General features: G+C 60.4%; 16 protein-coding genes. 11 read left to right on the top strand and 5 right to left on the bottom strand.

Annotation, left to right across the window (positions count from 1 at the left end):
* Positions 1–12 precede the first annotated feature (12 nt).
* From algG to OC605_RS20805, 7 genes are all read left to right on the top strand, one after another.
* Positions 13–1,584: a mannuronan 5-epimerase AlgG gene (gene algG / locus OC605_RS20835; protein WP_262139205.1), complete on the top strand. Its 1,572-nt coding sequence runs from the start codon at positions 13–15 to the stop codon at positions 1,582–1,584.
* Positions 1,585–1,595: 11 nt separating this feature from the next.
* Positions 1,596–3,062 (top strand): alginate O-acetyltransferase, encoded by a 1,467-nt coding sequence (locus OC605_RS20830; RefSeq protein ID WP_262139203.1) that lies wholly within the window; start codon positions 1,596–1,598, stop codon positions 3,060–3,062.
* 8 nt (positions 3,063–3,070) lie between these two features.
* Positions 3,071–4,195, top strand: a complete 1,125-nt coding sequence (locus OC605_RS20825) for a mannuronate-specific alginate lyase (RefSeq protein WP_262139201.1) — start codon at positions 3,071–3,073, stop codon at positions 4,193–4,195.
* Between the two features lie 128 nt (positions 4,196–4,323).
* A complete protein-coding gene (locus OC605_RS20820; protein WP_024011674.1) occupies positions 4,324–5,889 on the top strand; it encodes an MBOAT family O-acyltransferase in 1,566 nt (521 codons plus the stop codon).
* A 10-nt stretch (positions 5,890–5,899) separates the two neighbouring features.
* On the top strand, positions 5,900–7,072 hold the full coding sequence (locus OC605_RS20815; RefSeq protein WP_262139200.1) for an alginate O-acetyltransferase: 1,173 nt from the start codon (positions 5,900–5,902) through the stop codon (positions 7,070–7,072).
* 14 nt (positions 7,073–7,086) lie between these two features.
* A complete protein-coding gene (locus OC605_RS20810) occupies positions 7,087–7,743 on the top strand; it encodes an alginate O-acetyltransferase AlgF (RefSeq protein WP_262139198.1) in 657 nt (218 codons plus the stop codon).
* A gap of 154 nt (positions 7,744–7,897) precedes the next feature.
* Positions 7,898–9,349 (top strand): mannose-1-phosphate guanylyltransferase/mannose-6-phosphate isomerase, encoded by a 1,452-nt coding sequence (locus tag OC605_RS20805; protein ID WP_186568165.1) that lies wholly within the window; start codon positions 7,898–7,900, stop codon positions 9,347–9,349.
* 80 nt (positions 9,350–9,429) lie between these two features.
* Here the strand turns inward: OC605_RS20805 and OC605_RS20800 are convergent, their stop codons facing one another.
* Positions 9,430–12,177, bottom strand: coding sequence for an RHS repeat domain-containing protein (locus OC605_RS20800; RefSeq protein ID WP_262139196.1), 2,748 nt, complete (start codon positions 12,175–12,177; stop codon positions 9,430–9,432).
* Between the two features lie 169 nt (positions 12,178–12,346).
* Here OC605_RS20800 and OC605_RS20795 point away from each other — a divergent pair, with 169 nt between their 5' ends.
* The 3 genes from OC605_RS20795 to OC605_RS20785 all read left to right on the top strand — a co-directional run bounded on the left by OC605_RS20795 (position 12,347) and on the right by OC605_RS20785 (position 14,906).
* Positions 12,347–12,811, top strand: coding sequence for a multidrug transporter (locus OC605_RS20795; protein WP_262139194.1), 465 nt, complete (start codon positions 12,347–12,349; stop codon positions 12,809–12,811).
* A 36-nt stretch (positions 12,812–12,847) separates the two neighbouring features.
* Positions 12,848–13,672 (top strand): SDR family oxidoreductase, encoded by an 825-nt coding sequence (locus OC605_RS20790; RefSeq protein ID WP_262139192.1) that lies wholly within the window; start codon positions 12,848–12,850, stop codon positions 13,670–13,672.
* A gap of 235 nt (positions 13,673–13,907) precedes the next feature.
* A complete protein-coding gene (locus OC605_RS20785) occupies positions 13,908–14,906 on the top strand; it encodes a sel1 repeat family protein (protein WP_262139190.1) in 999 nt (332 codons plus the stop codon).
* 123 nt (positions 14,907–15,029) lie between these two features.
* Here the strand turns inward: OC605_RS20785 and OC605_RS20780 are convergent, their stop codons facing one another.
* The 4 genes from OC605_RS20780 to OC605_RS20765 form a co-directional block, all read right to left on the bottom strand.
* On the bottom strand, positions 15,030–15,893 hold the full coding sequence (locus tag OC605_RS20780) for an HlyD family secretion protein (RefSeq protein ID WP_262139189.1): 864 nt from the start codon (positions 15,891–15,893) through the stop codon (positions 15,030–15,032).
* 10 nt (positions 15,894–15,903) lie between these two features.
* Positions 15,904–16,104, bottom strand: coding sequence for a DUF1656 domain-containing protein (locus OC605_RS20775; protein WP_016771611.1), 201 nt, complete (start codon positions 16,102–16,104; stop codon positions 15,904–15,906).
* Entirely contained in the window at positions 16,094–18,286 is a 2,193-nt protein-coding gene (locus OC605_RS20770) for an FUSC family protein (RefSeq protein WP_262139186.1), read from the bottom strand. The genes OC605_RS20775 and OC605_RS20770 overlap by 11 nt, the downstream gene beginning before the upstream one ends.
* A gap of 139 nt (positions 18,287–18,425) precedes the next feature.
* Positions 18,426–19,925 (bottom strand): efflux transporter outer membrane subunit, encoded by a 1,500-nt coding sequence (locus OC605_RS20765; RefSeq protein WP_262139184.1) that lies wholly within the window; start codon positions 19,923–19,925, stop codon positions 18,426–18,428.
* Between the two features lie 276 nt (positions 19,926–20,201).
* Between OC605_RS20765 and OC605_RS20760 the strand changes: the two genes are divergently transcribed.
* The gene (locus OC605_RS20760) at positions 20,202–21,170 is read left to right on the top strand and encodes a LysR family transcriptional regulator (protein WP_137215459.1); all 969 of its coding nucleotides are present in this window, start codon (positions 20,202–20,204) and stop codon (positions 21,168–21,170) included.
* The last annotated feature ends 212 nt before the right edge of the window (positions 21,171–21,382 follow it).

Genomic DNA, 21,382 nt, shown 5'->3' with positions numbered 1-21,382 from the left:
GGAGTGCCCGACATGATCAGCACCAGAACAGGCTCACTCAGCCTGCTGGCCGGCGCGATGCTGCTGGCCAGCGCCAGCGCCTTCGCCAGTGTTGAACCGGCCAAACCTGCGACCGTGGCCAAAGAACTGCAACAGGCCAAGACCTACACCGTCAGCAGCGCGCCGACCGACGCGCTGAAACTGGCCAAGCCGACGCTGCCCGACCTGTCCGGCTTCACCGCCGAAGCCGCTGCCGCGAAGATCGTGCGCAGCAAGCCGGGCAAGATCAGCGTGCGCCGGATGATGCAGGAAAACGCCCTGAAGGACTTCATCGGCGGCGATAACAAGATGGCCGAATGGGTGGTGCGTCAGCACGGCATCCCGCAGGCGATCTTCATCGACGACGGCTACATGAACCTCAAGGATCTGGCGAAAAAACTGCCCAAGCAGTATTTCAGCGAGACGTCCCCGGGCGTGTACCTGGCCAAATTGCCGATCGTGGTCGGCGAGAAAGGCATCCTCGAAATCGACGGCCAGACCCAGGAACTGCGCCTGTCCCAAGAGGCCGGTTCGTTCCTGGTCAACGACGGCAAACTGTTCGTGCGTGACACCAAAGTCACCGGCTGGCGCGAGAAGGACAACGGCCCGGCGACCTTCCGTTCGCCGAAGGAATTCCGTCCGTTCCTGCTCGCCTGGGGCGGCACCGAGACCTACATCGTCAACAGCAAGATGGCCAGCTTCGGTTACGCCAACAGTAAGTCGTACGGGGTGAGTATTTCCCAGTACACGCCGAACATGGCCAAGGTCCTCAAGCGCCCGGAACCGACCGGCTGGATCGTCGGCTCCGAGTTCTCGGACATGTGGTACGGCTTCTACTGCTACGAAACCAGCGACTTTGTGGTCAAGGGCAACACCTACAAAGACAACATCGTCTACGGCATCGACCCGCATGACCGCTCGCACCGTCTGATCATTGCCGAGAACACCGTTCACGGCACGAAGAAGAAGCACGGGATCATTATTTCCCGTGAGGTCAACGACAGCTTCATCTTCAACAACAAGAGTTTCGACAACAAGTTGTCGGGCCTGGTGATCGACCGTAACAGCGTCAACAACATCATTGCCTACAACGAGATCTACAAGAACCACACCGACGGCATCACGCTCTACGAGTCTGCCGACAACCTGCTGTGGGGCAACAAGGTCATCAGCAATACCCGTCACGGCATTCGTATCCGTAACAGCGTGAACATCCGCCTCTACGAAAACGTTGCCATGACCAACGGCCTGACCGGTATCTACGGCCACATCAAGGACCTGACCGACACCGACCGTGACATCAAGCTCGACCCGTTCGACGCGCAGGTCTCGCTGATCGTCGTCGGCGGCGAGCTGGCGGCCAATGGCAGCGGCCCGCTGTCGATCGACTCGCCGCTGAGTGTCGAGCTGTATCGCGTGTCGATGCTGGCGCCGACCAAGTCCAGCGGGATCAGCTTCAACGGCATCCTCGGCGAGCGCCAGGATGAAATTCTCGATCTGTTGGTGCGCCAGCAGAAAGCCGTGCTGATCGACCCTGTCGAACGCCAGACCGAATTGCAGGACTGAGGATAATTTTTATGCACCCACACATGATCAAACTGCTCAGCCTCTCGGCCCTGACCCTCGGCATTCTCGCTGCCGGTAACGCCCGCGCCGACGCTGACGGCGCAAGCGTCACGCCACCGAAGTTCACCGCCGAGCCGTGCTGCAACCTGTGCCCGGCGGCCCATGACGCGAAGAACTACACCACGCGTTATCAGCAGAACTTCACCACGCTGGTGCAGGCCCAGGGCGACTGGTTGTTCCGTACCCAGGAAGACCTGCGTACCGAGTTCAACACCACACCAGCCGGCTACAAGCGCTTGCAACAGTTGCACGATGCGTTCAAGAGCAAAGGCGTCGAGCTGGTAATCGTCTACCAGCCGACCCGTGGCCTGGTGAACCGCAACAAGCTCAACCCGCAGGAAAAAGCCGCGTTCGATTACGAGAAAGCGCTGGGCAACTACAAGACCATGCTCGGCCGTTTCGCCAAGATGGGTTACGTGGTGCCGGACCTGTCGCCACTGACCAACGAATCGCTGCCCGACACCCTGCCCGCCCACGACTTCTACTTCCGTGGCGACCAGCACTGGACCCCTTATGGTGCCCAGCGCACGGCAAAAATCGTTGCCGAGAAGGTCAAGCAAATCCCGGCCTTCGCCGACATTCCCAAGCGTGAATTCGAGACCAAGAAGTCCGGGCGCATGGGCAAGACCGGCACCCTGCACAACATGGCCGGGCAGCTGTGCGGCACCAGCTACGCGATCCAGTACATGGACCAGTTCACCACCGAGCCGAAAGGCGAAGCGGGTGACGGCGATCTGTTCGGCGATTCCGGCAATCCGCAGATCACCCTGGTCGGTACGTCGCACAGCGGCAAGAACTACAACTTCGCCGGTTTCCTCGAAGAAGCCATCGGCGCCGACATTCTCAACGTGGCCTTCCCCGGCGGCGGTTTCGAAGGCTCGATGCTGCAGTACCTGGGCAGCGAAGAATTCCAGAAGACCCCGCCGAAGATTCTCATCTGGGAGTTCTCGCCGCTGTACCGCCTCGACCAGGAAACCATCTATCGCCAGATGATGGCCCTGCTCGACAACGGTTGCGAAGGCAAAGACGCGCAGATGTCCGCCAGTGCCACGCTGAAGCCAGGCAGCAAGCAAGAACTGCTGGTCAACAGCAAGAACCTGAACCTGCAAAACGCCAACCATCAGGTCGACATCCGCTTCGCCGACACCTCGGTGAAAACCCTGCAAGCCACCCTCTGGTACATGAACGGTCGCCACGAGGACATCAAGATCGAGAAACCGGAAACCTCCGATACCGACGGTCGTTTCGCCTTTGAGCTGCGCACGGACGAAGACTGGGCCTCGCAAAATCTGCTGGCCGTTGAAGTTCAGGGTCCTGAAGCCGGACCTGACGCCGCGCCACAAAAAGTCGAAGCGAAAATCTGCAAACGCAACGTATTCCCGGGCGTCGGTCAACAGACCGCGCAGCTCGGGCAATGAGGTCTGCTATGCGAAATCCGAAACTGAAAAACCTGTTGGTACCGACCCTCCTGAGCCTGGCGATGTTCGCCGGGGCAACTCAGGCCGCCGCGCCATTGCGTCCACCGCAGGGCTACTTCGCCCCGGTGGATAAATTCAAGACCGGCGACAAGAGCGATGGCTGCGACGCCATGCCGGCGCCGTACACCGGTCCGCTGCAATTTCGCAGCAAATACGAAGGTTCGGACAAGGCTCGCGCGACGCTGAATGTGCAGTCGGAAAAAGCCTTTCGCGACACCACCAAAGACATCACCACGCTGGAACGCGGCACCGCCAAGCGCGTCATGCAGTTCATGCGCGACGGTCGCCCGGAGCAGCTCGAATGCACGCTCAACTGGCTCACCGCGTGGGCCAAGGCTGACGCGTTGATGTCCAAAGACTTCAACCACACCGGCAAGTCGATGCGCAAATGGGCGCTGGGCAGCATGGCCTCGTCGTACATTCGCCTGAAGTTCTCCGACTCGCATCCACTGGCCCAGCACCAGCAGGAAGCACAGGTGATCGAAGCCTGGTTCAGCAAAATGGCTGATCAGGTGGTCAGCGACTGGGACAACCTGCCGCTGGAAAAAACCAACAACCACTCGTACTGGGCTGCCTGGTCGGTGATGGCCACCGCCGTCGCCACCAACCGCCGCGACCTGTTCGACTGGGCCGTCAAGGAATACAAGGTCGGCGTCAATCAAGTCGATGCCGATGGCTTCCTGCCCAACGAGCTCAAGCGCCAGCAACGCGCCCTCGCCTATCACAACTACGCCCTGCCGCCGCTGGCAATGATCGCAAGTTTCGCCCAGGTCAACGGTGTCGATCTGCGTCAGGAAAACAACGGCGCGCTCAAGCGCCTGGGTGACCGGGTGTTGGCCGGCGTGAAGGACCCTGATGAGTTCAAAGAAAAGAACGGCAAAAAGCAGGACATGACCGACCTGAAAGAGGACATGAAATTCGCCTGGCTCGAACCGTTCTGCACGCTCTACACCTGTGCGCCGGATGTGATCGAGAAGAAGCGCGACATGCAGCCGTTCAAGACCTTCCGTCTTGGCGGCGACCTGACCAAGGTCTACGACCCGTCGCATGAAAAGGGCAACAAGGGTTCGTAAGGCCAGACGCAAAACCCTGTAGGAATCGGTGTCAGGTTTGAGATTTTTGAGTTGACCCTCCGGTTTTACGTGGGGGGTTTGGGGGGGCTTTGGCCCTTGACTGTTGGTTCAAACATGGAGAGATCGGGATGGTATTTTCATCCAACGTGTTCCTGTTTCTGTTCTTGCCGATCTTTCTCGGCTTGTACTACCTGAGCGGGCAACGCTATCGCAACCTGCTGCTGCTGATCGCCAGCTACGTGTTCTACGCCTGGTGGCGGGTGGACTTCCTCGCGCTGTTCGCAGCGGTCACGCTGTGGAACTACTGGATCGGCCTCAAGGTCGGTGCTGCCGGCGTGCGAACCAAACCGGCGCAGCGCTGGCTGCTGCTCGGCGTGGCCGTCGACCTGTGCATTCTCGGCTACTTCAAGTACGCCAACTTCGGCGTCGACAGCATCAACGAGATCATGACTTCGTTCGGTCTCGAGCCGTTCATCCTCACCCACGTGCTGCTGCCGATCGGTATTTCGTTCTACATCTTCGAATCGATCAGCTACATCATCGACGTGTACCGTGGCGACACGCCGGCGACGCGCAACCTGATCGACTTCGCGGCATTCGTGGCGATCTTCCCGCACCTGATTGCCGGCCCGGTCCTGCGCTTCCGCGACCTCGCCGATCAGTTCAACAACCGCACGCACACCCTCGACAAGTTCTCCGAGGGCTGCACACGGTTCATGCAGGGTTTCATCAAGAAGGTCTTCATCGCCGACACCCTCGCCGTGGTCGCCGACCATTGCTTCGCCCTGCAGAATCCGACTACGGGTGATGCCTGGCTCGGTGCGCTGGCGTACACCGCGCAGCTGTATTTCGACTTCTCCGGTTACAGCGACATGGCCATCGGCCTGGGCTTGATGATGGGTTTCCGTTTCATGGAAAACTTCAAGCAGCCGTACATCAGCCAGTCGATCACCGAGTTCTGGCGCCGCTGGCACATCAGCCTGTCCACCTGGCTGCGTGACTACCTGTACATCACCCTCGGCGGTAACCGTAAAGGCACGCTGATGACCTATCGCAACCTGTTCCTGACCATGCTTCTGGGTGGTCTGTGGCACGGCGCGAACATCACTTACATCATCTGGGGCGCCTGGCACGGCATGTGGCTGGCGATCGAAAAAATGCTCGGCCTGAACACTTCGCCGCGCAGCCTCAACCCGATCCGCTGGGCACTGACTTTCCTGCTGGTGGTGATGGGCTGGGTGATCTTCCGTGCCGAGAACCTGCACGTTGCCGGGCGCATGTACGGCGCGATGTTCAGCTTCGGCGACTGGTCGCTGTCGGAACTCAATCAGGCCAGCCTCACCGGTCTGCAAGTAGCGACTCTGGTGGTGGCTTACGTAACCCTGGCGTTCTTCGGCCTGCGTGATCTGTACACCAATCAGCCGCCAGCCAAGACCAAACCCGAAGTCAACGTCGAGGCCGATGGCCCTGCCACTGCGACCCCGGGAATGATCAAGGCAGCACCTGGTGAAAATCCAGCGAGCATCCATGAACCGGGCTACACCGTCGGCGTCGAAGCCCAGGTGCAACCGGCCTACTGGACTGCGGACTGGTCGCGCTACGTGATGCGCGGGCTGATCCTGCTGCTGTTCATCGCCTCGATTCTCAAACTCTCGGCGCAAAGCTTCTCGCCGTTCCTTTACTTCCAGTTCTGAGGGATCTGACATGACCCGCTCATTACGCATCTTCTACATCGCCCTGTTCCTGGTGACCCTGTTGGTCCTGGGTCTGTGGTCGGTTCGCAGCTTCTTCGGCTTCAGCACCAACGCCGACGCGACGGTGCTCAATGGCCGCTGGACCAAGGCGGTGGAAACCCACTACGACGATGAATTCCCGATCAAGCGTCTGGGCACCAACCTCTGGGCCGCGCTGGATTTCAAACTGTTCAACGAAGGTCGTCCGGGCGTCGTGCTCGGCCGCGACCAGTGGTTGTACAGCGATGAAGAATTCAACCCGATCGTCAACGAACAGCAGAACCTGCAAGGCAACTACGCGCTGGTCGAAGGCGTGCGCCAGACCCTGAAAGAGAAAGGCGTGAAACTGGTGATGGCGATCGTGCCGGCCAAGGTGCGTCTGTATCCGGAGCATCTGGATGAAGTGAAGCCTTCGAGCATTCACCAGAACCTGTATCAGGATTTCCACGCCCGTGTCGCGGCCGACAAGATCCTCGCCCCTGACCTGCTCGGCCCGCTGCAACAGGCCAAGCAGAACGGTCAGCAAGTGTTCCTGCGCACCGACACCCACTGGACGCCGGAAGGCGCCGAGATCGCCGCCAACACGCTGGCGAAAACCATTGTCGAGAAATTCCCGCTGAGCGGCGAGCCACAGCGCTTCGTTACCACGCCAGCAGAGAAGGTCACGCACAAGGGCGATCTGCGTCTGTTCCTGCCGCTCGACCCACTGTTTGAAAACATGATGCCGGCGCCTGAGCCGCTGCTCAAACGCAACACCGTTGCCGCCGAGCAGCCTGCCGGTGACGACGCCCTGTTCGCCAACAGCGAAGTTCCGGTCGCGCTGATCGGCACCAGCTACAGCGCCAACCCGAACTGGAACTTCGTCGGTGCGCTCAAGCAAGCGCTGCACAGTGACGTCGTCAACTACGCCGAAGACGGCCATGGCCCGATTCTGCCGATGCTCAGCTACCTGAAAAGCGATGACTTCAAGAACAGCCCGCCACAAGTGCTGATCTGGGAGTTTCCTGAACGATATCTGCCTGTGAACAACGAAATCGGCGACGCCGACCCACAGTGGGTCGCAGAGCTCAAACAAGCCGGCGCCCGCCAACAAAACGTAGCCATCAACACTAAATCCGAGACGCCCGATCGGGCGCAAAACTGAAAGAGAGGTACACCATGACTTTCACTACTACGCATCAAAGTCTCGTGAAAAGCTTCGCACTGGTTGCTGGCCTCAGCGTACTTTCCGTCCCAGCCTTCGCCGGCGGCGACGCCGCGCTGTACGGCCCGACCGCACCGAAAGGCTCGACCTTCGTGCGTGTCTACAACGCCAGCAACGCTGAAGTCAGCGCGACTGTCGGCAGCACCAACCTGAGCGACATCGCGCCACTGGCCAGCAGCGACTTCAGCTTCATGCCGGGCGGCGACTACAGCGCCAAGGTCGGCAGCCAGACCCTGCCGGTCAAACTCGCTGGTGACCACTACTACACCCTGGTCAACAACGCTTCCGGCGCGCCGCAACTGATCGAAGAGCCGCCGTTCAAGAACAAGCAGAAGTCCCTGGTGCGTGTACAGAACCTCAGCGACAAATCGCTGACCCTGAAAACCGCCGACGGCAAGACCGAAGTGGTGCCGAACGTGGCAGCCAAGGGCCGTGGCGAACGTGAAATCAACCCGGTGAAAGTCAGCCTGGCACTGTACGAAGGCGACAAGAAAGTCGGCGACGTGAAACCAGTCGCCCTGGAGCGTGGTGAGGCAGCGGTGCTGTACGTCACCGGCAACGGCAGCAACCTGTCGCCAGTCTGGGTGAAACGCCCGGTGTCGACTCGCTAATCCTTTTGTGAACTGACGCAGTACCCCTTGTGGGAGCGAGCCTGCTCGCGAATACGGTCTGACATGCAACATCAATGTCGACTGAGCCATCGCCATCGCGAGCAGGCTCGCTCCCACAGGGCTCTAACCAAATTGATTTTATGGAGTAAACATTATGATTCCGGTGATCTTGTCAGGTGGTAGCGGTTCGCGTCTGTGGCCTCTTTCGCGCAAGCAATTCCCCAAGCAATTTCTCGCCCTGACCGGCGAACACACACTGTTTCAGCAAACCCTCGAGCGCCTGGTGTTCGAAGGCATGGACACGCCGATCGTGGTCTGCAACAAGGAACACCGTTTCATCGTCAACGAGCAACTGGCCGCGCGCAATCTGGAATGCCAGCGCATCCTGATGGAACCGTTCGGCCGCAACACGTCGCCGGCCGTGGCCCTGACCGCGATGATGCTGGTCAATGAAGGCCGTGACGAATTGATGCTGGTGCTGCCGGCCGACCACGTGCTGGAAGACCAGAAAGCCCTGCAACGCGCGCTGGCCCTGGCCACCGTCGCAGCCGAGAACGGCGAGATGGTCCTGTTCGGCGTGCCAGCGACCAAGCCGGAAACCGGCTACGGCTACATCAAGTCCACCGCCGACTCGCTGCTGCCGGAAGGCGTCAGCCGCGTCTCGCACTTCGTCGAAAAACCGGACGTCAAACGTGCCACCGAATACGTTGAATCCGGCGGTTACTACTGGAACAGCGGCATGTTCCTGTTCCGCGCCAGCCGCTTCCTCGAAGAGCTGAAAAAACACGATCCGGACATCTACGACACCTGCCTGCTGACTCTCGAGCGCAGCCAGCAGGACGCCGACACCGTGACCCTGGACGAAGCCACTTTCGCCTGCTGCCCGGACAATTCGATCGACTACTCGGTGATGGAAAAAACCCAGCGCGCCTGCGTGGTGCCACTGAGCGCCGGCTGGAGCGATGTCGGTTGCTGGTCGTCGCTGTGGGAAGTCAACGAGAAAGACGCCAACGGCAACGTCAGCAAAGGCGACGTGGTCATCCAGGACAGCAAGAACTGCATGATCCACGGCAACGGCAAACTGGTCTCGGTGATCGGTCTGGAAAACATCGTCGTGGTCGAAACCAAGGACGCGATGATGATTGCCCACAAGGACAAGGTCCAGGGCGTCAAGCAGATGGTCAACACCCTCAATGCCCAGGGCCGCAGCGAAACCCAGAACCACTGCGAAGTCTATCGTCCGTGGGGCTCGTACGACTCGGTGGACATGGGCGGGCGTTTCCAGGTCAAGCACATCTCGGTCAAGCCGGGCGCGTGCCTGTCGCTGCAGATGCACCACCACCGCGCCGAACACTGGATCGTGGTCAGCGGCACCGCCGAAGTGACCTGCGACGAGAACGTGTTCCTGCTTACCGAAAACCAGTCGACCTACATCCCGATCGCCTCGGTGCATCGCCTGCGCAACCCGGGCAAGATCCCGCTGGAAATCATCGAAGTGCAGTCGGGTTCGTACTTGGGTGAAGACGATATCGAGCGTTTCGAAGATATCTACGGCCGCTCCACCCCGATCGAACGCGGCGTGTCGGTGAAGACCATCGCGCAGTGATCGATCACTAAAACGAGAAGCCCTCGTCCAGCCCGTTGCGTTCCCTATCCGCAGCGGGCTGGGCGGGGGCTTTTTTTCGTCTAGCCGAAGCCCGAGTTTCGGCGAGATCTGTTCATCCACTTGTCTTCGGCGGTTGCGCCATCAATCGCATGAACACCCTCCAACGGCGCGGTAAAACCGGCAGCCAAAAGTTGTTGCGTCCACAAGCTTGGGGCTGTGCGCTGCTCTGGGAGCTGCGCTTGATGCCGCGCAGACGATGGCTGGTTCAACGACTGAAAGTCTATTGCGGGCGTACTCAAAGGCGCTGACAAGGGCGCATTGACGGGGCTGCTGAGCACTCTATGTTGAATGCGCGTCTGCGCCTCTGAAATATGCATCGCATTGCCCATGGCTACACCCATTGCCCCAACCAACTGCGCGGCAGGATTGGAGGTGTGCATCAATAGCTTCCCACCGCCCTTGAACAAGTTGGCTACAGCCCCGCGTCGAGCAGCCAATACGTCGGGATCTTCCACAGGGCTATTGAAAGCAACAGACAAGGGACCCATTACTCGACTGGTAATCTGCTCACCCACCACTCGATTCATTGCTGACGAAACCAGCTCGCCGGAGTGATACAGCACGGCACCGGACGGCGATGCCGTGTTCGTCCGGGCGGCAGCAATAACGTGCGCCTGATGGGTGTTGAGCACAGACTTGTCCTTTGCACCCAACTCAGCCAGCACTATGGGTATTTCGTTGCGATAGGCCTGAACACCGGGGTTCGGATCGTTCTCGAAGTAAAGTCGGACAGGCTGCATGCCAGCAGCCTGGACCGTATTCACCAGTCCCTGATCCGCCATATCGTGATAGCGCCGATCCTTTGGCGCGCTTTGCGCCTTGTCCGGGTCAAGACCGTCACTGTCTCGATAGACCGCCGGGTTGTTGCGCATGGCCCGGTAGCGGTTATGGCCGTCAACGGGCCCAGCCGGATCGGGATTCAACCAGCGCTGGCGCCACGGCATGTAATAGCGATAGCCGTAGTAATAGAGCCCGGTCGCGTCGCGCTCCTTGCCTGAATAACGCACGGTTTTATAACTGACATCGGGCTCATCGACCCACGCAGTCGCACCGAACAGATAGAAATACTCGCGGCTGATCAGTTGTGCGTCAGCGTCCAGCTCAAGACTGATCGAGCCCAGATGATCGCTGAAACTGTATCGGTAGAGGTCGTTGATACCCATCGGGGGCGGGCTTTCCCAGTGCAGAACGCGGACGTTGTTGAGGCCGGTCTGCACGGTGATGACTTGCAGGTTCTCGCCCGTACCCATGTCGGTGCGCAACTCCAGCGCCGGCAGATAACGGACGTCCGTGAGCAGGTTGCGCGCGTTGGTCCGGGATGACCCCGATTTACGCACACGCTGACCGGCGCCGTCATAAAGATACCTTTCGCAATCATCAACGCCTGATCCGCGTTGCACGGCCGCTACTGAATCCAGCTGATTGCGCAGATTCCATTGCAACTGGCGTCCCTGATCCAGCAACAGCAAATTGCCTCGAGCATCGAATGCTGCGCCGATCTCTGCCTCGTCGGGCGGCACGCCATTGCGCCACGGCAGGCAACGATTGCTGTAGCGCGCGGCCTGTAGTTGATGCCCAGGACTTTGTGCGCCAACGTGAGTCAGCTTGAGCAGATTGCCGCCAGTATCGTAGTGATAGTCCTGCGTGTAATTGGCCACCGCTGTCGGCCCGCCACCGGCAGCGCCGGCCTCCCAGCCAGTGGCGTGGATCAATTGGTAAAGACTGTCGTAGCGATAACGACTGACCGGCTCGATGCGCTGGTTGGCGAACCAGCGCACGGGTAATGCCTGGTCGTGGATGCTCGTTACATTGCCCATCGGGTCGTAGGCATAGAGCAGATGCTGCAGCACATTGCCCTGCTCATCCTCAGCGTGACGCGTGAGCAGGCGGCCGTCTTCGGGTCGGTAGCTCAGCGCTGTCAATACGCCATTGCCTGCCAGTTCATGAGTGACTTGTCCGTAAGCGTCGTAGCGAATATCACTGACGACCGAATAGTCCTGAGTTTGAAGCTTGAGCCGTACGTCAGCCGAGCGTAAATGGCCGTGGAAAGTCAGTGCGAAGGCCTGCCGATTGCCACCGGCATCGAACTGTTCGAGCACAGGTCCCAGCGGCGCATAGCGCCATTGCGTGGTTGCCCCTTCGGGCTCGAGCAATTGCTGTCGATCGACGATGGCCTCGGGCCAATCCGCGGCAACCGGTTTAAGCGTGAAGTGACGGGTGTTTTCACTGCACTGCCCGGTGATTGCAAATTGCGTGAACAGAACACTGCCGCCCGGATCGTCATGGCGGATCAACTGACCGAGCTGATTGCGCAACGGATCACCCGCACCGGGACGGCCGTAGGCGAAACGCTCGGCACTGCGCCGAGGTACGCCAGCGCCTTCTTCGAACACCGCGAGCGGGCGCAGCAAATCATCGTATTCAATATGGCGGCATGTGCCGCGGCTGTCCCAACTGAACAGAATTTCGCCAGCCAAACCGGGTAACTGCACTTCAATGCCGGCATCACTGCTGTCCGAGCGCAGCGGGGTATCGTTGAGGGCGTAGACGCTGGTGACACTGGCGGGCGCCTGCGGATCAATCGCTTGCAGCGCCCACAATCGCGCATCCCATTGTTTGACCGCGCGCCCGGCGGCGTCGCGCAACGTCCGCTCGATCCGCGATTCAGCCTCGCGGGCTTCATCTGCCCGCCAGTAATTCACTGCCAGGATGGCCAAGCCGCGCGGATCGTTCACGGCAAGCATCGGCGTTTTGCTGTGGATGCCCATAGTGCGTCAACGCTCCTGAGTGCCTCTAACCATCAAAACAAACGCCCGCCGATAGGGCTACTGTCAGAAATTACAGTCTCGACCGACGGTATGATCGCCTTCGTCACCAATACCCATCGTGCGAGGCCTTCGGTAGGATGGAGCGCATTCCTCCAAGGAGCGTTCAAGCATGTTCATCGGCATCCTGCTGGTCATCACCTGGCTGATCCTGCTGCTGCGCTACCCGGCCAAGGCCTTGCCGGTGTCGGTGGCCGCTGCCATCGGCCTCGGCTTCGTGGCCATGTGGGTGGTGTGGCTGGACAACCGCGAGATCAGGCAACTGGCGCGTCTGGAACTGCGCATTGCCTACGCTCCCGAACAATGCCCGGCCGACCGTCCGCTGCAATTGAAAATGAACAATGGCAACGACGTGCCGCTGACCGAACTGCGTTGGCGCATCGCCGCTTATGCGCCGGGCGATACGGTCAACCTGGCCGATAATCAATACACCGCCCCGCGCTATCGCGGCCCCGGCGAATTGCAGGCCGGCGCGACCTGGGAAGATTGTTTGCCCTTGCCGCCGCTGCGTCCCGGCTATCGCCCGCAAACCCTGGAGTTTCGCGCCGAGCATTTGCAGGGTAGTTTCTCTGACTGATCCCCTCCCCCGACTTTTTTGCACAAGGAATGCGCCATGCCCGTTGCGTTGATTACCGGTTGTTCCAGCGGCATCGGCCGCGCCTTGGCCGACGCGTTCAAAGCGGCCGGCTACGAAGTCTGGGCCAGTGCGCGCAAGGCTGAAGATGTCAGCGCGCTGGGCGCTGCCGGTTTCACCGCTATCGAGCTGGACGTCAACGATGGCGCCGCGCTGGAGCAACTCGCCGAGCGCCTGAACCAGCAACACGGCGGCCTCGATGTGTTGATCAACAACGCCGGTTACGGCGCGATGGGGCCGCTGCTCGATGGCGGCGTGCAGGCGATGCAGCGCCAGTTCGAAACCAATGTATTTTCGATTGTCGGCGTCACCCGCGCGTTGTTTCCGCTGCTGCGTCCGGCCAAGGGGCTGGTGGTGAATATCGGCAGTGTGTCGGGTGCTTTGGTCACGCCGTTTGCCGGCGCCTACTGCGCGTCCAAAGCGGCGGTGCATGCGCTGAGTGATGCGCTGCGCATGGAACTGGCGCCGTTCGGTATCCGCGTAATGGAAGTTCAGCCAGGCGCAATTGAATCGAGCTTTGCGAAGAATGCCGGACATGAAGCCGAGCAGTTGATCAACGAGCAATCGCCGTGGTTTCCATTGCGTGAAGGCATTCGCGCACGGGCCAAGGCATCGCAGGACAAGCCGACGCCTGCCAATGAGTTTGCCGCCGAGTTGCTCAAGGCTGTGCAGCAGAGCCAACCGCCACGGTTGGTGCGCATCGGCAATGGCAGCCGCGCGTTGCCGTTGTTGGCGGCGTTGCTGCCGAAGGGATTGCTGGAATCGACGTTGATGAAGCGGTTCGGGTTGCGTGGAAATCTTTGATTACAACCGATCAAATTGCCAAGCGGATCAGTACACGTAGAATGCGCGTCACTTGAAGCCTCCAATGCTTGAAGTAACCCCAATAGCGCAAGGAGTCGCTCGGGCAAACATCGAAGCAAGGGAATTGCTGATCCTCTCCTCTCGCGACTGTTCCCGCCCGGAACAGTCGCTGCTTTGTTGACCTGCCTGACGCGAGCCCTGCATACACGCTTCAACTCAGATCAGGAAACAGCTTTTGAAACTCCTCCACGTATTGCCACTGGCACTGCTCACCTTGCTGGCTGGCTGCGCAACCAAAGAACCTTCCCTCAATGACACACTGCCCAAACTGACCCTGCAAAACGTGCTACCGGTCGTTGCCGCCAACGAGCACTGCAATGCGCAGATGGACAGCGACATTCTGTACGGCGTGGGCTACCAGCTATACGAAAACGGCGAGTACAAGGATGCCAAAACCTGCATGGTCATGGCCGCCCCAAAGCACACTCGCGCGTTCTGCTACCTGTCGATGACTACCCGTTACGACAGCACCCTCAGCGCCGACCAACGTAACACTGAAGCCTTCAACTACATGGCTTATGCGGCGATGCAGAACGACTGGTGCGCTGAGTACGGTATGTACGAGAGCTACAAATTCGGCACAGTCGGGGCCAAGAAAGATGTGGCGCTCGCCACTCGTTGGCTCGAGCGCTCCTCGCTGCACGGATATGCCGAATCCCAGCAGATATTGATCGAGCAATATGAGGAGCAGGGCAATCTGAGCGCCGCCTACGCCTGGACCAGAATCATGGCCAATGCCGAAGACACCGCGGCTGGCGATGACCTGAAGGCCAAGATGAACGCCGCTCAGATCGCAGAAGGCGACAAGCTCTACAGCGAGCTCCTGACCCAGGTCACCAGCAAGAAAGCATTGATCGAAGAAGCGCGTGAAGAAGACGTCGGACGATACTCCGCCGATATCTATCAGAACTATCCGGATACCTTCAAAGGAATGTCGTCAGTCGAGCGTTACGACTATGTGAAGCAAACCATGCTGACGGCTATCAAACAGCCGTTCACCAAAAGCCGTGGCGACGTAATGAGCTACATCGTGATCAATCGCGCCGCTCAGCTGAAATTACCTGACGCGAACATCGCGAATGACAAGCGAATCGTCTCGCTGATGGAAGATCAAGAGCTGTCGGTCGACGAAACCATCGAATCCGGATTACGGGTGGTCAGCAAGTTCTACTGATACATACCCAGCTGTGGCGAGGGAGCTTGTTCCGCCGGGCGGCGCGGCGGCCCGCAAAAGGTGAGCGCTGCGCACTCAAGCGGGAGCAAGCGCCCCTCGCCACACTACCCTTGTTGATACTCGCTATTTGATGTCGTCCTGCTTTACGACGACCGTGCAAGTAATTCCCGCCGCCAGCAACACGCCCTCCGGCACCTCATCAATATGAATCCGCACCGGCACGCGCTGCGCCAGGCGTACCCAGTTGAACGTCGGGTTCACATCCGCAATCAGCTCGCGGCTTTCCGGGTTGTCGCGGTCGTAGATGCCGCGGGAAATGCTTTCGACATGGCCCTTGAGCACTTCGCCGCTCATCAATTGCATGTCGGCTTGGTCACCCACTTTGACGTGAGGCAGTTTGGTTTCTTCGAAAAAGCCGTAAACCCAAAATGAATTCATGTCGACCACGGCCATCTTCGCCTCGCCAATGCGCGCGTAGTCGCCGCGATGCACATTGAGGTTGGTCACGTAGCCGTCCACCGCCGCACGCACTTCGGTGCGTTTGAGGTTGAGTTCGGCGGCTTCCAATTGCGCCTGGGCGTGTTGGTAATCGGCCAACGCGGCGTCAGCGATGTTGCTGGCGTCGTCGCGGTTCTCTTTGGAGATCACCAGATTGTCGAGGTCGGCGCGGCGGTGGGCGTTGACCTTGCGCATTTCCCAGGTCGACTTGCGCGAAGCCACCAGTGACTGCGCCTGCTTGACCGCGATGCGGTAGTGCTCGGGGTCGATGCGCATCAGCAGATCGCCCTTCTTCACCAATTGATTGTCGCGCACCGGCACTTCAACCACTTCCCCGGTGACGTCGGCGGCGACGTTGATGATGTCGGCGCGCACGCGGCCATCGCGGGTCCACGGCGTGTTCATGTAGTGCTCCCACAACGTGCGGCCGATCCACAGCGCCAGGGCCAGTACCAGCAGGGTCGCGAGCAGGCTGAAAAACTTTTTCATCAAGATGTTCTCAACGGTAGACAGTCAGCGCCATGGCGCCGAACAGACAGGTAAACAGGCTCAGACGCAGCAGCGCCGGGTGCCAGAAAAAGCGGTACAGGTCGAACCCCGAGAGGAAGCGGTCCACAGCCCAGGCCAATCCCGCAGCAATGAAAAACATCAGGGTCATGGTCGGCATGTACACGCCGTGGAAGGCAATTTCACGAGGCATGGGCGAGTCCTTCGGGCCTGGCGGGAGCGAATTGGGCGAGCGGTGATTGCGGGTCGAGCAGCGAGGTACGGATGAAGTGCAGGTAGCTTTTCACCCGCCGCAACGCCGAGGTATCGAAGTGCGGGGCAAACGGCTCATCGGTGGCGGCGACGCGGCTGATCGCATGATCGACCGCCACCAGTGCACGTTCGAGATTGCTGGCGTTCGGCTGCAGAAACAGGCGCACCAGCGCACGCCCCATCACCCGGATTGCCTGGCGCCACGGCTGCGATTCGGCATAGGCCGGATGCACCGGCAGGATCGCCTGCTCCTTGCGCAATTCGATGATCGCGTGGCCGACTTCGAGCACCACGAACATCCAGCGCAGCAGACTCTTCTGCACCTTCGGTTGCCCTGCCGCGAGGCCGTACGCCTGATGCAGCAGATCGCGGGTGCGGCTCTCGAAACTTGAGGCCAGGCCTTTGAGTCTGCCGCTGATCGCGTAGACCACTTGGCCACGCAAGTCCTGCTCCAGGCGCTGCCACAGCCAGCGACTGTTCGGCGGCAGAATGATCGCCCCCGCCGCCGCACACACGAGCATGCCCATGACCATGGCGATGTAGTCGTTGATGAAGGTGTAGGGGTTGTAAATCGTGAGGTTGTCCGGCACCGAACCGGTGCTGAAAAAGATCAACAACCCGAGGCCGACACCGGCGTATTGCGGTCGTGAGGCGAGGAACGAACCGAGCACGATCACCGGCGCGAGCATCACGCAGAGCAAGGGGAAACCGTCGATCAGCGGGAAGATGAAAAACATCTCGACGAAGCCGATCAGTGCGCCGAGAAACGTGCCGCAGGCCATTTGAAAGGCCATGCGTTTGGGGTTCGGTGTGGCGGCGGAAAGGCCGACGGTGGCGGCGGCGATCAGAGTCATGGTCGCCCCGCTCGGCCACGCGGTGGCCACCCAGTAACTGCCCAGCACAATCAGGATGAATGAGGCACGAATTCCCGACGCGGCTGCGGCCCACCAGTTGGTTTGCGGGGTGAAGGGCTCGTCCCAGCGCTCGCGTTCGTGGCGGTGCTCAGCCAGGGACGCGTGGGTCTGCGCATAGCTGTGCAGGTCATCGACGAAGCGGTAGAGCAATTCGTAGGCGGTGTGGAAATCCAGTTGTTCGGCTTCGCTCGGAGCAGTGTCCTGAAAGATCCCGCGCAGGGTTCGGACACGTGCCGGCAGACCTTCCTTGTAGGTGGCCAACGCGGTCGCCAAACGGGCAGCATCGGGGCTGGTCAGGGCGCGACCGCTGAAGCCGTCGAGCACTTCGGCAAGGTCCTGCAAGCCCGGTTTGATCGCCGCCACGACATGCTCTTCGCCATTGCCGCGCAGGCGTTCAAGCAATTGATGCAAGGCGTTAAAGCGCGTGGTGATGCCCATGAACTCGCTGTTCAATCGGCTCAGGCGGCCGTTGCGCCGGCGCATGTGCGGGTCTTCGAACACGGTCACACTGCGCAGCCCTTCCAAGCCGACGGCTTCGGCGATGAAGCGCACGTTGCTGGCTTCGAACGCCTCGGCTTTGCTGCGCCCGCGCAAGCCACCGGTGACGAACAAGGCGAATACACCGAAGCGCTGATACAAGGCATTGCGCATCGCCGCACTGGCGGTCTGCGGCAGAATCGCCGCGCTGATCAGGGTTGAGCAGAGAATCCCCAGCGAGATCTCCAGCACCCGCCAGACCGCGGCCATGAAGGCGCCGTCGGGATGCGCCAGCGCCGGCAGACCGACCATCGCTGCGGTGTAACCGGCAAGGACAAAACCGTAGGCGCGAAAGTTACGGCAACGTGCGGCACCGGCCGAGCAGATACCGACCCAGATCGCCAGCGAGCCGAGAAACAGCTCCGTGTTTTGTGCGAACAAAGCGATCAGCGTGACCATCATCGCCGACCCGGCCAGCGTGCCGAGCAAGCGATAAAAACTCTTGGCGAACACCTGGCCGCTCTGCGGCTGCATGACGATAAACACCGTGATCATCGCCGTGCGCGGTTGCGGCAACTCCAGACGCATCGCCAGCCACAGGGTGAGAAACGCGGCGAGCAACACCTTGAAGATATACACCCAGGTCACGCCATCGCTGCGTGCCCAGTCGAAAAAACCGCGACGCCATTCCAGGGAGTGGAGCCAGCGCAGGGGTGCGGGCAATGAGGTCATTGAAAATACTCCGGCATGCAATGCGGACTCGAAACCTGTGGGAGCGAGCCTGCTCGCGAAAGCGGCGTGTCAGGCAACATGTTCATTAACTGATACGCCCTCTTCGCGAGCAGGCTCGCTCCCACAATGGATGCTGTGTTCAACGTAAGAGAACCGGGGTTTTCGGGGCTTGGGTCTGCGCGGCTGTCGGCACGTCATCACCGGCACCGAGGCCGCCCCCCAAGGCAGTCACCAGCTCGGCATGCGCACTCAACCGCGCCGCCTGGACCTGCTGCTGCACTTGCTGCTGTTTGAACAGCAAGGTCTGCGCATTCAGCACATTGAGGTAATCGGTGAGGCCACGTTGATAGGCGATCATCGCGATGTCGTAAGTCTTCTGCGCTGCGGCCACGGATTCGGCGGCGAAGTCCTGCTGCTTGTCCATCGACTCGCGGCGGATCAACTGATCGGAAATGTTCTTCAGCGCGTTGATCAGGGTCTGGTTGTAGTGCGCCACAGCAATGTCATATCCGGCCGCCGCTTCACCCAGCTCGCCACGCAAGCGCCCGCCGTCGAAGATCGGCAACGAGATCGCCGGGCCGACGTTGTAGTTGAGTTTCTTGCCGGTCAGAAACTCCAGCGCACCGCCGCCAGTGGCCATGTAGCCGAGGGTGCCGACCAGATCGACATTGGGGTAAAAGCCGCCATGGGCGACATCGATGCCACGCGCCTGCGCCGCCACTTGCCAGCGACTGGCGACCACGTCCGGACGCTGGCCGAGCAGTTCGGCGGGCAATGCCGAGGGCAACTTCAACGGCGCCGCGAGGGACAGCGTCGGCCGTTGCAGTTGCGCAGCGGCGCCCGGGCCTTTACCGGCCAGCGCAGCAATCTGGTTGCGGCTCAGGGCAATTTCCTCGTCCAGCGCATCGAGTTGGCGATGGGTTTCCGGCAACGGCGTTTCGGCCTGGCTGACTTCGAAATGCGTGCCGATGCCACCGCTCAGGCGCTTCTGCGCCAGATTGAGAATCTGCTGTTGCTGCTGGAGCGTCGCGGCGACGATGTCGCGTTGGGCGTAATGCAGCGACAGTTCGATGTAGGCGCGGACGATGTTGCTCTGCAGTTCCAGCTGCGCCAGGCGCGCCTCGGCCACACTCACATGGGCCAGATCCACCGCCCGTTCACTGGCATTGCGCTCGCGGCCCCAGAGGTCGAGGGCGTAGCTGAAGCCGAGCGCGGCGTTGTTGTCCCACGTGGTGGTGTTGGCCAGATCGCCGGGGCCGTAGAACGGATCGGTCGGCCAGTTGTGGCGCTTGAGCGTCGATTCGCCGCTTACTTGCAACGATTCGGCAGCCTCGGCTACACCGGCCATGGCCTTGGCCTGACGCACCCGCGCGGCGGCCATGGCCATGCTCGGGCTGCCTTGCACGGCGAGGTCGATCCAGCGATTGAGTTGCGGGTCGCCAAATGCTTGCCACCAATGCGCAGTGGGCCAATGGGCGTCTTTGGCTGCGTCGGCAATGGCTGCATCGGTGGCCAGTGAATCGGCGGCAAGCGTTTCGCCGTGAGGGGCAATGCCTTGAGTTGAGATGCAGCCGCCGAGAGCCAGGGTTAAAGCCAGAACACTGAGCGGCAAAAGCGCTCTGTTGATGCGACGCGGCACAGCTGCGAATTCCTGAGAGAGGGACAGATCGAGGACCGTGCAGGAGCTGCCGCAGGCTGCGATTTTTTGATCTTGCTTCCCTTAAAACAAAATCAAAAGACCGCAGCCTTCGGCAGCGCCGGCACAGGATCGGCGCAATTCTATGGAGCTGCCTCTGCGGCGATAAGCTGGGATTTCTGTGAATCTTTGTTACGGTTAACGAGATAATCCCTTGGTCGGGGGTCTCAGCCCCTGAAACTTCGTGTCACAATTTGCCATCTCCCTTGAGAGCACCCCATGGACACTTTGCAAAACATGCGCGCCTTCAGTTGTGTTGCCGAAGCGGGCAGCTTCACCGCCGCCGCCGTGCAACTGGACACCACCACCGCCAACGTCTCGCGCGCGGTCTCCAATCTGGAAGCCCACCTGCAAACACGCCTGCTCAATCGCACGACCCGGCGCATCGCCCTGACCGAGGCCGGCAAACGCTACCTGCTGCGCTGCGAACAGATCCTCGCCTACGTCGAAGAAGCCGAAGCGGAAGCCAGCGACGCCCACGCGCGCCCGGCGGGACAGCTGAAAGTTCACACCATGACCGGCATCGGTCAGCACTTCGTCATCGACGCCATCGCCCGCTACCGCAAGACCCACCCCGACGTGACCTTCGACCTGACCCTGGCCAACCGCGTGCCGGACCTGCTCGACGAGGGCTACGACGTGTCCATCGTGCTGGCCAGCGAATTGCCCGATTCCGGCTTCGTTTCGCAACGCCTGGGCATCACCTACAGCATCGTCTGCGCCTCGCCGGCGTACGTGAAAGCCAACGGCGCTGCGCAGAAACCCAGCGACCTGCTCAACCACGCCTGCCTGCGCCTGGTCAGCCCGGTGATCCCCCTGGAGAAATGGGCCTTCGACGGCCCGGACGGCCAGGAAACGGTCACCATCAACAGCTCACCATTCCTGGTGAACTCCGCCGACGCCATGAAAACCGCCATCACCAGCGGCATGGGCGTCGGCGTGCTGCCGGTCTACGCCGCCATCGAAGGCCTGCGCAACGGCACCCTGGTGCGCGTGATGCCGAACTACCGCTCGCAGGAACTCAACCTCTACGCCATCTACCCGTCGCGGCAGTACCTGGATGCCAAGATCAAAACCTGGGTGGAATATTTGCGCGGATCGTTGCCGGAAATATTGGCGGCGCATCAGGCGGAACTGGTTGCTTATGAATTGACCGGGAGCCTGGCGGGCGTCCGCGTTGCGAACTGAGTTTTAAACACTCGCAGGTTTCGTGCAGGAGCTGACGAGTGCAACGAGGCTGCGATCTTTTGATTTTGCTGTTTAAAAATCAAAAGATCGCAGCCTACGACAACTCCTACATCGCGGTGTTTTCAAGGAACTTTCAGACAGAGTTTGCAGGTTGTCCGTCGGACGTGCGCTGGCTAGGATCTGGCGGTTGCTGACGAATCAGCGACCGGGCT

Origin of the sequence: Pseudomonas sp. Marseille-Q5117, from assembly GCF_946901175.1 — a bacterium.
Classification (GTDB): Bacteria; Pseudomonadota; Gammaproteobacteria; order Pseudomonadales; family Pseudomonadaceae; genus Aquipseudomonas; species Aquipseudomonas iranensis.
This window is presented reverse-complemented; position numbering and strand designations above follow the sequence as displayed.